General features: G+C 68.7%; 14 protein-coding genes. 2 read left to right on the top strand and 12 right to left on the bottom strand.

Translation table 11 applies throughout. The features are described from left to right. Positions 1 to 144 precede the first annotated feature (144 nt). The 4 genes from BLW82_RS34345 to BLW82_RS34330 all read right to left on the bottom strand — a co-directional run bounded on the left by BLW82_RS34345 (position 145) and on the right by BLW82_RS34330 (position 4,334). Entirely contained in the window at positions 145 to 516 is a 372-nt protein-coding gene (locus BLW82_RS34345) for an FKBP-type peptidyl-prolyl cis-trans isomerase (RefSeq protein ID WP_093505093.1), read from the bottom strand. A gap of 74 nt (positions 517 to 590) precedes the next feature. Continuing rightward, the gene (locus BLW82_RS34340) at positions 591 to 1,589 is read right to left on the bottom strand and encodes an FKBP-type peptidyl-prolyl cis-trans isomerase (protein ID WP_093505091.1); all 999 of its coding nucleotides are present in this window, start codon (positions 1,587 to 1,589) and stop codon (positions 591 to 593) included. A gap of 114 nt (positions 1,590 to 1,703) precedes the next feature. After that, a complete protein-coding gene (pafA, locus tag BLW82_RS34335) occupies positions 1,704 to 3,065 on the bottom strand; it encodes a Pup--protein ligase (protein ID WP_028801611.1) in 1,362 nt (453 codons plus the stop codon). A gap of 9 nt (positions 3,066 to 3,074) precedes the next feature. After that, the gene (locus BLW82_RS34330; protein ID WP_093505089.1) at positions 3,075 to 4,334 is read right to left on the bottom strand and encodes an MFS transporter; all 1,260 of its coding nucleotides are present in this window, start codon (positions 4,332 to 4,334) and stop codon (positions 3,075 to 3,077) included. Positions 4,335 to 4,380: 46 nt separating this feature from the next. Here BLW82_RS34330 and BLW82_RS34325 point away from each other — a divergent pair, with 46 nt between their 5' ends. Further along, on the top strand, positions 4,381 to 5,439 hold the full coding sequence (locus tag BLW82_RS34325) for a LacI family DNA-binding transcriptional regulator (RefSeq protein WP_093505087.1): 1,059 nt from the start codon (positions 4,381 to 4,383) through the stop codon (positions 5,437 to 5,439). Between the two features lie 72 nt (positions 5,440 to 5,511). Here the strand turns inward: BLW82_RS34325 and prcA are convergent, their stop codons facing one another. From prcA to arc, 6 genes are all read right to left on the bottom strand, one after another. Beyond that, entirely contained in the window at positions 5,512 to 6,270 is a 759-nt protein-coding gene (prcA, locus tag BLW82_RS34320) for a proteasome subunit alpha (RefSeq protein WP_093505085.1), read from the bottom strand. Positions 6,271 to 6,339: 69 nt separating this feature from the next. Further along, positions 6,340 to 7,185, bottom strand: a complete 846-nt coding sequence (gene prcB / locus BLW82_RS34315) for a proteasome subunit beta (RefSeq protein WP_093505083.1) — start codon at positions 7,183 to 7,185, stop codon at positions 6,340 to 6,342. Next, positions 7,137 to 7,649 carry an endonuclease VII domain-containing protein gene (locus BLW82_RS34310; RefSeq protein WP_371131515.1) on the bottom strand — a complete coding sequence of 171 codons (513 nt, stop codon included), beginning with the start codon at positions 7,647 to 7,649 and terminating at the stop codon, positions 7,137 to 7,139. Before BLW82_RS34310 ends, prcB begins: the two co-directional genes overlap by 49 nt. A 119-nt stretch (positions 7,650 to 7,768) precedes the next feature. Next, the gene (locus BLW82_RS34305) at positions 7,769 to 7,987 is read right to left on the bottom strand and encodes a ubiquitin-like protein Pup (RefSeq protein WP_093508426.1); all 219 of its coding nucleotides are present in this window, start codon (positions 7,985 to 7,987) and stop codon (positions 7,769 to 7,771) included. A gap of 190 nt (positions 7,988 to 8,177) precedes the next feature. Further along, on the bottom strand, positions 8,178 to 9,689 hold the full coding sequence (gene dop, locus BLW82_RS34300; RefSeq protein WP_351958918.1) for a depupylase/deamidase Dop: 1,512 nt from the start codon (positions 9,687 to 9,689) through the stop codon (positions 8,178 to 8,180). Positions 9,690 to 9,933: 244 nt separating this feature from the next. Next, on the bottom strand, positions 9,934 to 11,700 hold the full coding sequence (gene arc / locus BLW82_RS34295; protein ID WP_093505079.1) for a proteasome ATPase: 1,767 nt from the start codon (positions 11,698 to 11,700) through the stop codon (positions 9,934 to 9,936). A gap of 539 nt (positions 11,701 to 12,239) precedes the next feature. Here arc and BLW82_RS34285 point away from each other — a divergent pair. Further along, positions 12,240 to 12,545 carry a ferredoxin gene (locus BLW82_RS34285; RefSeq protein WP_093505076.1) on the top strand — a complete coding sequence of 102 codons (306 nt, stop codon included), beginning with the start codon at positions 12,240 to 12,242 and terminating at the stop codon, positions 12,543 to 12,545. Positions 12,546 to 12,618: 73 nt separating this feature from the next. Here BLW82_RS34285 and BLW82_RS34280 read toward each other — a convergent pair whose 3' ends face one another. Both BLW82_RS34280 and BLW82_RS34275 read right to left on the bottom strand, forming a co-directional pair. Further along, the gene (locus tag BLW82_RS34280) at positions 12,619 to 13,200 is read right to left on the bottom strand and encodes a hypothetical protein (protein ID WP_093505074.1); all 582 of its coding nucleotides are present in this window, start codon (positions 13,198 to 13,200) and stop codon (positions 12,619 to 12,621) included. Positions 13,201 to 13,417: 217 nt separating this feature from the next. Beyond that, the gene (locus tag BLW82_RS34275) at positions 13,418 to 14,320 is read right to left on the bottom strand and encodes a tRNA (adenine-N1)-methyltransferase (protein ID WP_089103073.1); all 903 of its coding nucleotides are present in this window, start codon (positions 14,318 to 14,320) and stop codon (positions 13,418 to 13,420) included. Positions 14,321 to 14,336: the final 16 nt, after the last annotated feature.

Below are 14,336 nucleotides of genomic sequence, written 5' to 3'. Positions count from 1 at the left end.
GCAAAAGCCAGTCCAAACAATGAGGGCCGAAACGGACACGACACGACAAACGCCGAGGGCCCGCGCACACGGCACGGGCCCTCGTCCAGCCGGTTCCCGGCCAGGACCGGACGGCGTCCGAACGACGCCGGCCGGGGACGGGGATCAGACCCCGAGCAGGTCCACGACGAAGATCAGCGTCTCGCCGGGCTTGATCGCAGGCGTCGGGCTCTGGTCGCCGTAGGCGAGGTGGGCGGGGATGGTCAGCTGGCGGCGCCCGCCGACCTTCATGCCCTGCACGCCCTGGTCCCAGCCCTTGATGACCCGGCCGCCGCCCAGCGGGAAGCGGAACGGCGTGCCGCGGTTCCAGCTGGCGTCGAACTCCTCGCCGGTGCTGAACGCGACACCCACGTAGTGCACGGTGACGGTCTGACCCGCCTGGGCCACCTCGCCGTCACCCTCCCAGATGTCCTTGATCTCCAGGTCGGCCGGGGCCGGGCCCTCGGGGAAGTCGATCTCGGGCTTGTCGATGCTCACGTCTTCTGCTCCTGCTTGTGTACGACACGGAACGCGGACAGTCTTTCATCCCCGCCCGACTCACGCCCCCGCGACTACATCGCCGCAAGAATGTCCACCGTGAACACCAGCGTCGAACCCTTCTTCACCACACCACCGCTCGGCGGGTTGTTCCCGTAGGCCAGCTCCGGCGGCGTGACGACCAGGATCCGGCTGCCCACCTTCTTCCCGGTGATGCCCTGCGCCAGCCCCTTGAGGACCTCCTGCATCTGCGCGAGCGAGAACTGCGCCAGCCGCCCACTCTCGTACGTCTGCTCGAAGACCTTGCCGGTGTCCCAGACCTCGCCCTTGAACTGGCACAGGACGGTCTGCGCCGGCTGCACCGCCGCGCCGTCGCCCTCCAGCACGTAGTTCGACACCAGCGTCTTCGGCGGGTCCACCTTGGGAATCTCGATCGAGGGGGCCTTGCCGTCCGTGTTCGTGCCGACCTTGGGCAGCGACGGGTCGCTCTGCGCGACCTCCTTGCCCGTGCTGGAGCTCTTCGAGTTGAACGAGTTCAGGATGTCCACCACGAACACCAGCGTGTCGGTGCCCTTGATCCCCGCCTGCGCATTGCCGGCGCTGCCGTAGCCCCACGTCGGGGGCACCGCCATCAGCACCCGGCTGCCGACCTTCTTCCCGGCCAGCCCGTACCGCCAGCCGTCGATGATGCTGCCCGCGGCGAGCTGCATCAGCAGCGGCGTGCGGTCGTACGACTGGTCGAAGACCTTCGCCGTGGACCAGATCTGCCCCAGGTAGTTGGCCTGGATGAAGTCGTTCTCCGCGACCGTCCTGCCGCTGCCCGCGATCACCGTCTTGACCGCCAGGTTCTTCGACGGGTCACCGGTGCCCTTGGCCACCGTCGGCTTCTCGTTGAACTTCGTGCCCGCCGTGATCGCCGGCAACGGCCCGTCCACGATCTTCGGCGGCGGCACCGAGGCGGACGCCGACGGCGAGGCACTGGCCTTGCTGGAGGAGGACGAGTTGTCACCACACCCGGCGAGCGTGACCAGTCCCGCGGGAACAGCGGCAAGGAGGAGAGAGCGTCGGCGCACGGAAGAGCCTCGTAATCGGTCGATCTTGCGGATGGCGTGCGCGCAACTCTACGACGTGAGAAGGGCGCCGTACGGAAAACGTACGGCGCCCGTGTGGCGTTCTGTGCCGATCTCTCACATACCGGCGATGAGCTTCTCCACCCGGTCGTCGACCGAACGGAACGGGTCCTTGCACAACACCGTGCGCTGCGCCTGGTCGTTGAGCTTGAGATGCACCCAGTCGACCGTGAAGTCCCGGCGCTGCTCCTGGGCCCTCCTGATGAAGTCACCGCGCAGCCGCGCCCGAGTCGTCTGCGGCGGAACCGACTTGCCCTCGAAGATCTTCAAGTCATTGCAGATCCGCGCGGCTTGACCCTTCTTCTCCAGCAGGTAATACAGACCCCGACGACGGTGAATGTCGTGATAGGCGAGGTCTATCTGCGCCACCCGCGGATGGGACATGGTCATGTTGTGCTTGGCCCGGTACCGCTCGATGAGCTTGTACTTCATCACCCAGTCGATCTCGGTGCCGATCCGGTCCAGGTCCTCGGCCTCGATCGCGTCCAGCGTCCGGCCCCACAGCTCCAGCACCTGCTCGACCGTGCCGGTGCGGATGCCGCGCCGCTCGCAGAAGTCCACGGCCTTCTCGTAGTACTCCCGCTGCACCTCGAGGGCGGAGGCCTCCCGGCCGCTGGCCAGACGCACCTTGCGCCGGCCCGTGATGTCGTGGCTGACCTCGCGGATCGCCCGGATCGGGTTCTCCAGGGTGAGGTCCCGCATCACCGTGCCCGCCTCGATCATGCGCAGCACCAGGTCGGTGGCGCCGACCTTCAGCAGCATCGTCGTCTCGGACATGTTCGAGTCGCCGACGATGACGTGCAGCCGGCGGTAGCGCTCGGCGTCGGCGTGCGGCTCGTCGCGCGTGTTGATGATCGGCCGGGAACGCGTCGTCGCCGAGGAGACGCCCTCCCAGATGTGCTCCGCCCGCTGGCTCACGCAGTACACCGCACCGCGCGGGGTCTGCAGCACCTTCCCGGCGCCGCACAGCAGCTGCCGGGTCACCAGGAACGGAATGAGGATGTCCGCGAGCCGGGAGAACTCCCCGTGCCGCGCCACCAGATAGTTCTCGTGGCAACCATAGGAGTTGCCCGCCGAGTCCGTGTTGTTCTTGAAAAGGTAGACGTCGCCCGCGATTCCTTCCTCATGCAGGCGTCGTTCGGCGTCCACCAACAGCCCTTCGAGAATGCGCTCGCCGGCCTTGTCGTGGGTGACCAGTTCGGTCACATTGTCACACTCGGGTGTCGCGTATTCCGGATGTGAGCCCACGTCGAGATAGAGCCGGGCGCCGTTCCGCAGAAAGACATTGCTGCTACGGCCCCATGACACGACACGGCGGAAGAGGTACCGCGCCACCTCGTCAGGCGACAGGCGGCGCTGTCCCCTGAACGTGCACGTGACGCCGTACTCGTTCTCCAGCCCGAAAATGCGGCGGTCCATGACTGAACATTACGCCCGATCCCCTGAGCTGAAACGGGGTTCGACAGCACGATTTGGATCATTTTCCGAACCGGCCGCAACCACCGCACCCCCACCGGGAGCTGCGAGGACCCGCCCCGTGACCGCCAGGACCAGCAGCGACACACCCCCCGCCGCACCCGGCACCGCGAACCCCCACAGGGCCCCGCCCGCCTCGACCACCGGCCCGGCCACGCCCGTTCCCACCGACGCCCCCACTGTGAACGTCGTCACAAGCCAGGAGAACGCCTCGGTGACCGTGCCCCTCGGCGCATGCCGGTCCACCAGCACGAACGCACACGCGATCGCCGGCGCCAGGAACACCCCGGCCAGCACTGTGAGCAACACCATGGCCAACGCCCCCGGCATCAGCATCAGCGGCAGATAACACACCGCCAGAAGAGCCACCAGCACGCGCAGTCGCCGCGCCGGCTCCCCCGCCCACCGCCGCGCCCCGTAGACACTGCCCCCCAGCAGCGCACCCAGCCCCAGCGCCGCCATCATCCAGCCGTACACCGCGTCACCCCCGTGGCCGTCCGCGTACGGCACCGACGCCACCGTGATGGACCCCAGCGCGATCCCCACGAACAGGAACGCGCCCAGCAGCGCCAGCAGCCCCGGCGAGCGCAGCGCACCCAGCCAGTGCGCCTCACGCGGCGCCGACCGCCACGCCCGCGACGGCGCCGAGACCACCACCGAGAGCGCCCCGAGCACCCCCACCACGTTCACCATCAGCAGCGCCGCCCGCGCCGACCACAGCGACACGCACAGCGTCACCAGCAACGGCCCCACCGTGAACATGACTTCCTGCGCCACCGCGTCCATCGCGTACGCCGTGTGGACCCGCTCCTCCCCACCCAGGACACTCGGCCACAGCGCCCGCAACCCGCCCTCCAGCGGCGGAGTGAACAGCCCCGCCGCCGCCACGGCCGCGTACGCGACCGGCAGCGACCCGGTACCCGCGAACGCGAACACGGCCATCGCACCCGCCGACGCCAGCGCCGCCGGCAACTGGACCCGCGGCTGCCCGCGCAGGTCGACCAGCCGCCCCAGCACCGGCTGACCCACCGCGTTGGCCACCCCGTACACCGCCGCGAGCGCCCCCGCCAGGCTGTACGTGCCGCCCTCCGCCCGCACGAACAGCACGATCGCGATCGCCGCCGTCGCGTTCGGCAGCCGCCCCACCAGCGTCCCCGCCAGCAGCCGGGCCGCGTGCCTCGCCCTGAGGATCTCCAGGTACCCCGCGGCCATGTCCCACCTCCACGTTTTACGTATAACCCCGTCTCTCATACGTACCATGTGCGCTGTTCACACGTCCAGACGAAGGAGCCCACCCCCGGTGCCACCCAGCAGCACGCGCCCCACGAGCCGCGACGTCGCCCAGGCAGCCGGCGTCTCCCAGGCCGCCGTGTCGCTCGTGCTCGGCGACAAATGGCGCGGCCGCGTCTCCGAGACCACCGCCCAACGCGTCCGCGAAGCCGCCCGCGACCTCGGCTACCGCCCCAACCTCGCCGCCCGCAACCTCCGCCTCGGCCGCACCCGCACCGTCCTCCTCGTCGTCCCCGCCCTCACCACCGAGTTCTTCGCCGGCGTCTACACCGGCGCCGCCCGCGTCGCCTCCGCGCACGGCTTCGGCGTCCTCCTCTACCCCTCCCCCGAAGGCATCGGCCCGGCCCGCGACCCCTTCGCCTCCGCCCAGTCCGCCCTCGACGGCGTCATCGCCTCCTCCATGGCCGCCGACGCCCTCACCGCCATCCGCGGCGACCAGCTCCCCCTCGTCATGCTCGACAGCGACCCCGACGGCAGCCTCGGCGCCGCCACCGTCAACCTCGACATCGCCGACGGCGTACGCCAGACCGCCGACCACCTCCTGAACCTCGGCCACCGCCACTTCCTGCACCTGGCCGCCGACATCGCCTCCTGGACCTTCGAGGTACGCGCACACGAACTGGCCACCCGCACGTCAGCGGTACCCGGCACCTCACTGCGCACGATCCGCGCCCCGATCTCGATCGAAGGCGCCCAAGCCGCCACCGAGGCCGCCCTCACCACCCCCGGACCCCGCCCCACCGCCCTCGTCTGCGACGACGACAAACTCGCCGCCGGCGCCTACAAAGCCCTCCGCCGCCAAGGCCTGCGCATCCCCGACGACATCTCCGTCACCGGCCTCGACGACCTCGCCCTCGCCACCGCCATCGACCCCGAGCTGACGACCGTACGCCTGGACGCGGAACTCTTCGGGGAACGCGGCATGCAGGCCCTCCTCGCCGTCCTGGACGGCCGCGAACCCGAACACGGCGACATCCCCGTCGAACTCGTCGTACGAGGCTCCACAGCACCCCCACGCCCCTCGTGAAACGCCCGCGCCCCGTCCGATGACCACCGGACGGGGCGCGCAGAAAGGGCTGACACGAGCCGATACGAGAACCTACTCGACGTCTCCGCCGGACTCCTCGGCGTCCTCGGCCTCCGCGGCCGTCGCCGCACCGCCCGCCTCCAGCAGCCGCGACAACTGCGGACCCACGATCCGCTTGAACTTCCGCTTCTGCGGACGCGTCCGGTCCAGCACCGCGACCTCGAGACGCTCCGCCGGGATCTCCCGCTGCGTACCGTTCGACTCCCGCGACAGCGCCGTCACAGCCAGCTTCAGGGCCTCCGCCAGGGTCATACCCTCCCGGTGCTCACGGTCCAGATACGTACTGATCTGCTCCGCACTGCCACCGACCGCCACCGAACCGTGCTCGTCCACGATCGAGCCGTCGTGCGGCAACCGATAGATCTGGTCACCCTCCGGAGTCTCCCCGACCTCCGCGACGACCAGCTCCACCTCGTACGGCTTCTCCGCCGCCGACGAGAAGATCGTGCCCAGCGTCTGGGCGTACACGTTCGCCAGACCACGCGCCGTCACATCGTCACGGTCATAGGTGTAACCACGCAGATCGGCGTACCGCACCCCACCGATCCGCAGATTCTCGTACTCGTTGTACTTACCGGCGGCCGCGAAACCGATCCGGTCATAGATCTCGCTGAACTTGTGCAGCGCACGGGACGGGTTCTCACCGACGAACACGATGCCGTCGGCGTACTGGAGCACAACCAGGCTGCGGCCACGCGCGATGCCCTTGCGGGCGTACTCGGCACGGTCCGCCATCGCCTGCTGAGGTGAGACATAGAACGGCGTCGACACCGGTATCCGTCCCCTTCCTTAGGGTTCCGTCGAAGTCACTGGGATCACCTTGATAAGAACGTCGGCGCCCTACAGCAGCGCCGCGCGCGGGCCGTCCGGCTCCTCCAGGCGGCGCGCCAGCACCGCACGGGCCAGCTCGGAGGACTCGTCGTCCGTGAGCCGGCGGAAACCGGCGTCGGTGATCACGGTGATGATCGGGTAGATCCGGCGGGCGACATCGGGACCACCCGTCGCCGAGTCGTCGTCGGCCGCGTCGTACAGAGCCTGCACCACCAGTGTGGTCGCCTGCTCCTCGGACAGGTCCTCGCGGAACAGCTTCTTCATCGCGCCCCGCGCGAAGATCGAGCCGGACCCCGTGGCCGCGAAGTTGTGCTCCTCGGACCGGCCGCCGGTGACGTCGTAGGAGAAGATCCGGCCCTTGGCCCGGTCCACGTCGAACCCGGCGAACAACGGCACGACCGCCAGCCCCTGCATCGCCATGCCGAGGTTGGACCGGATCATCGTCGACAGCCGGTTCGCCTTGCCCTCCAGGGACAGCTGGGCGCCCTCGACCTTCTCGAAGTGCTCCAGCTCCAGCTGGAAGAGCTTGACCATCTCCACGGCGAGACCGGCGGTGCCGGCGATACCGACGGCCGAGTACTCGTCCGCCGGGAACACCTTCTCGATGTCCCGCTGGGCGATCACGTTGCCCATCGTGGCCCGACGGTCACCGGCGAGCACCACGCCCCCGGGGAAGGTCACCGCCACGATCGTCGTCCCGTGCGGCGCCTCGATCACCCCCTGCGTGGGCGGCAACTGCCGCCTGCCGGGCAGCAACTCCGGCTGGTGCTCACCGAGAAAGTCCATGAACGAGGACGACCCAGGCGTCAGGAAGGCAGCTGGTAGACGCCCTGTGCTACGAGTGTTGGCTTCCACAAGTTTCCTTCCAGGTAAGCAGCGGCTCGGCGAGCGGCGTCGGGCCTGTCCCTCAATTTGCCGATGGCCGAATTGCAGTTGAAGCACAGTACGCCTCGGACCCTACCCGTCTTGTGGCAGTGATCCACATGCACGGGCGGAGCATCTAGACAGATCGCGCAGAGTCCGTACTGGGCGGCGATCAGCGCGTCGCGCTCGACTTCGGTTAGGCCGTAGTTGCGCTTCAGGTGCTGCGCCCGCCCCTTCTCCGCCTTGCACGCCTTGCAGAGAGTGGCCAAACCGTCCGAGGCACTGCTGTTCCGCGTCCATTCGCTGTGCGGTTTGATCTCTCCGCAAGTGCGGCAGTGTTTGTGCCCTGGAGGTGCGTCCACTCTCGGTCGAACGTTGCACCCCTTGGCCAGCTGCCGCTGCTGGTGATACGCAGCCGCGCACTCCCTGCAGTACGCCTGGTAGCCGTCACGCATCGCCTTGTTTCGCGCAAACGCTGCCCACGGTTTGTGCTGCTTGCACCGCGAGCAGCGCTTCACGCCTTCTTCGCTTGCCAACCCAGACTCCCCCCGCACCTTCGTTTCGAAGGGAAAAGCTACTCTCCACCCTTTTGAACGAAGGACCGAACGAAGTCCTCTGCGTTCTCCTCGAGTACATCGTCAATTTCGTCAAGAACCGAGTCGACGTCGTCGCTCAGCTTCTCGTGCCGCTCCTTGAGGTCCTCGGAGCCCTGCGACTCTGCCGCCTGCTCCTCGACCTCCTCGGCCGAGTGCGTCGCCTTCTGCTGTCCGCCGCCGGTGTCCTTGGTTGCCATGACACTCACCCCGCTCAGTTCGCCCGACATGGGTCGACAGGTCGGCTTTCCTGCCGATCGGTGATGATCAGACCCTACAAGCCGGGTCCGACATCGGCCCCGCAGTTTCTCCAACGTACGGGGGCCACCTCGATGATTCCCGGGCGCCGGGGTTTTGACCCTGGTCGGCCGGTGTGCTCCGGGTGCCCGTTCAGCCGCCGGAGAGGACCCTGACCAGGTCTTCTGCGGTGCGGCAGCGGTCCAGGAGCTCCTTGACGTGATTTCGCGTTCCGCGTAGCGGTTCCAGGGTTGGGACGCGCTGGAGGCTGTCGCGGCCGGGGAGGTCGAAGATGACCGAGTCCCAGCTGGCCGCGGCGACGTCGTCGGCGTACTGCTCCAGGCAGCGGCCGCGGAAGTAGGCACGGGTGTCCTCTGGCGGGCTGGTGCGCGCCCGTTCCACGTCGGCCTCGTCCAGGAGCCGCTTCATGCGCCCGCGGGCCGCGAGGCGGTTGTAGAGGCCCTTCTCGGCCCGTACGTCGGCGTACTGGAGGTCGAGGAGGTGCAGCTTGGCGGCGTCCCAGTCGAGCTCGTCGCGGCGGCGGTAGCCCTCCATGAGCTCCTTCTTGGCCACCCAGTCGAGCTCACCGGAGAGACTCATGGGGTCGTTCTCCAGGCGGTTGAGGGTGTCCTCCCAGCGCTGCAGGACGTCCCGGGTCTGGTCGTCGGCGTCGGCGCCGTAGCGCTCCTCGACGTATTTCCGGGAGAGCTCGTAGTACTCCATCTGGAGCTGTACGGCCGTGAGTGTGCGGCCGCTGCGGAGGGTGACGAGGCGCTTGAGACCGGGGTCGTGGGAGACCTGGTGGAGGGTGCGTACGGGCTGGTCGACGGCGAGGTCGACGGCGATGAAACCGTCCTCGATCATGGACAGGACCAGGGCCGTGGTCCCGAGCTTCAGGTAGGTCGAGATCTCGGACAGGTTCGCGTCGCCGATGATCACGTGGAGGCGGCGGTACTTCTCCGCGTCCGCGTGGGGCTCGTCCCTGGTGTTGATGATCGGCCGCTTCAGGGTCGTCTCCAGGCCGACCTCGACCTCGAAGTAGTCGGCGCGCTGGCTGAGCTGGAAGCCGTGTTCGTGGCCGTCCTGGCCGATGCCGACGCGGCCGGCGCCGGTGACGACCTGGCGGGAGACGAAGAACGGGGTGAGGTGGCGCACGATGTCCGAGAAGGGGGTCTCCCGCTTCATCAGGTAGTTCTCGTGCGTGCCGTAGGAGGCGCCCTTGTTGTCGGTGTTGTTCTTGTAGAGGTGGATGGGCTGGGCGCCGGGGAGTGCGGCGGCTCGTTCGGCGGCTTCGGCCATGATGCGTTCGCCGGCCTTGTCCCAGAGGACGGCGTCGCGGGGGTTGGTGACCTCGGGGGCGCTGTATTCGGGGTGTGCGTGGTCGACGTAGAGGCGGGCGCCGTTGGTGAGGATCACGTTGGCGAGGCCGATGTCCTCGTCGGTGAGCTGGCTGGCGTCGGCGGCCTCGCGTGCGAGGTCGAAGCCTCGGGCGTCCCGTAGCGGGTTCTCCTCCTCGAAGTCCCAGCGGGCCCGGCGGGCCCGGTGCATCGCCGCCGCGTAGGCGTTGACGATCTGGGACGAGGTGAGCATGGCATTGGCGTTGGGGTGGCCGGGGACGGAGATCCCGTACTCCGTCTCGATGCCCATTACTCGCCGTACGGTCATGCGGCCCTCCTTGCCCGGCGGAGCCCTCGGTCGTGGGCCCCGCTCGCGTACCGCTGGCGCTCCGGTGCGTGTGCGGTGCCCGTCCCCGCACTGCGCGACTCGGCGGTAGGAAAGAGCCTAGAACGCCTTTGCGCTGGTGGGGAGATCATTTGCGTCATTGCCTTGCTCGCCTCGGTTCCGGTTTTGGCCGGAAAAACAGTCGGCTGCGGGTACCCGGTGAGGGCACCCGCAGCCGCCCTGCGTTTTACAGGTACTGTCCGGTGTTCGCCACCGTGTCGATGGAGCGTCCGGTGTCCGCGCCCTGCTTTCCGGTGATGAGGGTACGGATGTAGACGATCCGTTCGCCCTTCTTTCCGGAGATCCGGGCCCAGTCGTCGGGGTTGGTGGTGTTGGGCAGGTCCTCGTTCTCCTTGAACTCGTCCACGCAGGCCTGGAGGAGGTGGGAGACGCGGAGACCCTTCGCGTTGTGGTCGAGGAAGTCCTTGATCGCCATCTTCTTGGCGCGTCCGACGATGTTCTCGATCATGGCGCCGGAGTTGAAGTCCTTGAAGTAGAGGACTTCCTTGTCGCCGTTGGCGTAGGTGACCTCCAGGAAGCGGTTCTCCTCGGATTCGGCGTACATGTGTTCTACCGCCGTCTGGATCATGCTTTCGACGGTGGTCGCCTTGCTGCCGCCGTGTTCTCCGAGGTCGTCGGCGTGGAGCGGGAGGCGTTCGGTGAGGTACTTGCCGAAGATGTCCTTGGCGGCCTCGGCGTCGGGACGCTCGATCTTGATCTTCACGTCCAGGCGGCCGGGGCGGAGGATGGCCGGGTCGATCATGTCCTCGCGGTTGGAGGCGCCGATGACGACCACGTTCTGCAGGCCTTCGACACCGTCGATCTCGGCGAGCAGCTGGGGGACGATGGTGTTCTCCACGTCCGAGCTGACGCCGGAGCCGCGGGTGCGGAAGAGGGACTCCATCTCGTCGAAGAAGACGATGACGGGGGTGCCCTCGCTGGCCTTCTCCCGGGCACGCTGGAAGACGAGGCGGATCTGCCGCTCGGTCTCGCCGACGTACTTGTTCAGGAGCTCGGGGCCCTTGATGTTGAGGAAGAAGCTCTTGCCCGCGGCCTGGCCGGTGACTTCGGCGACCTTCTTGGCCAGCGAGTTGGCGACGGCCTTGGCGATGAGCGTCTTGCCGCATCCGGGGGGTCCGTAGAGCAGGACGCCCTTGGGCGGGCGCAGTTCGTGCTCCTTGAACAGGTCCGGGTAGAGGTAGGGGAGCTCCACGGCGTCCCGGATGGCCTCGATCTGGCCGCCGAGTCCGCCGATCTGCTCGTAGCCGATGTCGGGGACCTCTTCGAGGACGAGTTCCTCGACCTCGCTCTTGGGCACGATCTCGTAGACGTAGCCGGAGCGGGGTTCGAGCAGGAGGGCGTCGCCGGGGCGGATGGTCACGTCCAGCAGCGGCTCGGCGAGCCGTACCACCCGCTCCTCGTCGGTGTGCCCGAGCACGAGGGCCCGCTCGCCGTCCTCGAGGATCTCCTTGAGGGTGACGATGTCGCCGACGCGCTCGTACTCCATGGCCTCGACCACGTTGAGCGCTTCGTTGAGCATGACCTCCTGGCCGCGCCTGAGGTCGTCCAGGTCAACGCTTGGGCTGACGTTCACCCGCAGTTTGCGGCCGCCGGTGAAGATGTCGGCGGTGCCGTCCTCGTTCGCCGTGAGGAAGACACCGAAGCCGGCCGGCGGCTGTGCGAGCCGGTCGACTTCCTCCTTGAGGGCCACGATCTGGTCGCGGGCCTCGCGGAGGGTGTTGGCGAGTCGCTCGTTCTGGGCGGACACGCCGGCCAGGTTCGTCTGCAGCTCGACGATCCGCTCTTCGAGAATCCTCGTGTGTCGCGGAGAGTCGGCGAGCTTGCGTCGCAGGACGGCGATCTCCTGCTCAAGATAGGCGATCTGCTCGGACGGGTCGTCGGACCCTCGTCCCGGGCGGATGCCGCGGTTCATGTCGTCGTCGTGGGCTGCCACGGTCCTCACCTCCTCCAAGGGGAGCTGGACGCTTCCAGACCCTACCTGGGTGGGTGTCGATTGAAACCCCTAGATCACAAAGACTGTCAAGGTGTGTCGTCGGTCACCCATCGCGTTCTCCCTCGTGCCGGGTGGATACCCACTCAACGCGATGAGGAAGCCGCGTGTTCCAGGCCCGGAGTGGTCAAAACCCTTCGTTACTGACCGGAGTTGTCCGCCCCAATGCCGGTTCAGGGGTTGTGCCCCGGTGGCGCATTTCTTACACAGAGCGACCGGCCGGATGTGGTGCGTGTTCACGGCGGCGGGGCGCGGGTTGGCTCAAGTCGATCGGCCGGGTGGCCGGACGCCGCCGTCCCGCGCCGGTGGGGGCGCCGTCCGCGCGGGCGCGGGGCGTGAACGCAGGGCGCTCCGGAGGGTGCGCGAGGAGGGGGCGCGGGCGGCTGCGGGCCGGAGGTAGGGTCGAGGGCGTTCAACACCCGCCGGGGCGGGACCGGGTGACCCCCGGGTCCGGCCGCCCGGCGCTTTCGACGGCAGGAGAGATGACCGTGCAGCAGGAGGCCCTGGCCGGCGGTGAGGCGCTCGAGGTCTGGATCGACCAGGATCTGTGTACGGGTGACGGGATCTGTGCCCAGTACGCCCCGGAGGTGTTCGAGCTGGACATCGACGGCCTGGCCTATGTGAAGGGCACGGACGACGAGCTGCTGCAGGCGAAGGGGGCGACGGTGGGGGTGCCGCTGCCGTTGCTGACGGACGTGGTGGACTCGGCGCGGGAGTGTCCGGGCGAGTGCATCCATGTGCGCCGGGTCGCGGACCAGGTCGAGGTGTACGGGCCGGACGCGGAGTGACTTTCCGGCCACTCCGCGTGGCGTGGGCCGGGGGCCCGTCGGGCCGGCGCGGTCGGCGTGACCGGTGTGGCCGTCAGACGCTGTGGGCGGCGGCCGGAGTGGAGCGGACGAACGCGTGGCCGTTCCACTGCCACTTGGCGCCGGCCTTCAGGTCCGGGCAGCAACTGGGCACGTCGTCCGAGGAATAGCCGAGCAGGGTGGCGGTGACCGCTTTGCCGGCGACGGCGAAGTCGGTCACGGTGTAGCGGTCCTTGGGATCGACCAGGGTGGCGACGACGCGGGGGCTGGTGGCGCCGGCGGCCTGGGTGAGGACGTAGACGCCGTCGGGCGGGGTGCCCATGGCCGAGTCGCAGTGGACGACCACCACGGTCTCCGGCCTGCCGTCGCCGTCGAGGTCGCCGGTGGCCTTCTTGACGACCAGCTCCTTCACGGGGCCGCAGTCGAGGGGGAAGTCCACACCGGTGGTGCTGGGCGGCGCTGCGGCCGCGGGGGCGGGTTTCGTCCCGGTCGCGGCGGTGGGCTGGGCGGCTTTGGCCGAGCCCGGCTGGAAGAGGGACGACAGAGCGACGACCCCGGCCACGGCAGCGGCGGTGGCGAGCCAGTGCATGGGGCGGGTGTCGGTGTGAGCGAGCTCCGGGACCACGGATTGCTGCACTAGGAGTGTCTCCTGTGAGGCCTGTGCCGGTGGGGGTGGCCTGCATCGTGCCACACGTCACAGTGGGGAGGGAACGGCGGGGTGGGCTTTCGCGGCCGGTGGGGTGCCGCACTCTGTCAGGGGTGGCGTCGACAACGGGTGAGCGCCGCCGCCCAGTTCCGTGGTGTCGGGAACTCGGCGGCGGCGCTCGTACGTTGAAGCGGGTGCGGGGCCGGGCTCAGCGGCCGGCGCCGCCGTCGGCGTTGGGGCCGTCGTAGTCCTCGCCGTAGGCGCCCTTGGCGGGGCGGCGGCGGCGCATGGGGGGTTCGACGCCGTCGGCGAGACGGCGGGCGGTGAGCAGGAAGCCGGTGTGGCCGATCATCCGGTGGTCGGGGCGGACGGCGAGGCCTTCCACGTGCCAGTTGCGGATCATCGTCTCCCAGGAGGTCGGCTCGTTGAAGCAGCCGATCTCACGGATGGACTCGACGGTCCGGGCGAGCTGGGTGGTGGTGGCGACGTAGCAGCACAGGATGCCGCCGGGGACGAGCGCCTTGGAGACGGCCTCGAGGCATTCCCAGGGGGCGAGCATGTCGAGGATGACACGGTCGACGTCGGTGTCCGACAGGTTGTCCTGGAGGTCGCCGACGGTGAGCTGCCAGGCCGGGTGCGGGCCGCCGAAGTAGCGCTCGACGTTCTGCTGGGCGATCTCGGCGAAGTCCGCGCGGCGCTCGTAGCTGTGCAGCATGCCCTGGTCGCCGATGGCGCGCAGCAGGAAGCTGCTGAGCGAGCCGGAGCCGACGCCGGCCTCGACGACGCGGGCGCCGGGGAAGATGTCGGCGAAGGAGAGGATCTGCCCTGCGTCCTTGGGGTAGACGACGGCTGCCCCGCGGGGCATGGACAGGACGTAGTCGGGGAGCAGGGGGCGCAGCGCGAGGTAGGCGACGTTGCCGGTGGTGCGGACAACGCTGCCCTCGGGAGCGCCGATCAGTTCGTCGTGCGGGAAGGAGCCCTTGTGGGTGTGGAAGTTCTTCCCGGCTTCGAGCGTGAACGTGTAGTGGCGACCCTTGGGGTCGGTCAGCTGTACCTGGTCCCCGACCTTGAAGGGCCCGCGCCTGCGGGCGGCACCGGTCGGTTCGGACATGTGAACAGCCTACCGG

It is taken from the genome of Streptomyces sp. Ag109_O5-10, assembly GCF_900105755.1.
In the GTDB taxonomy this organism is placed as follows: domain Bacteria; phylum Actinomycetota; class Actinomycetes; order Streptomycetales; family Streptomycetaceae; genus Streptomyces.
The sequence above is the reverse complement of the archived record's forward strand: the minus strand, read 5'-3'. Positions and strand labels throughout refer to the sequence as shown.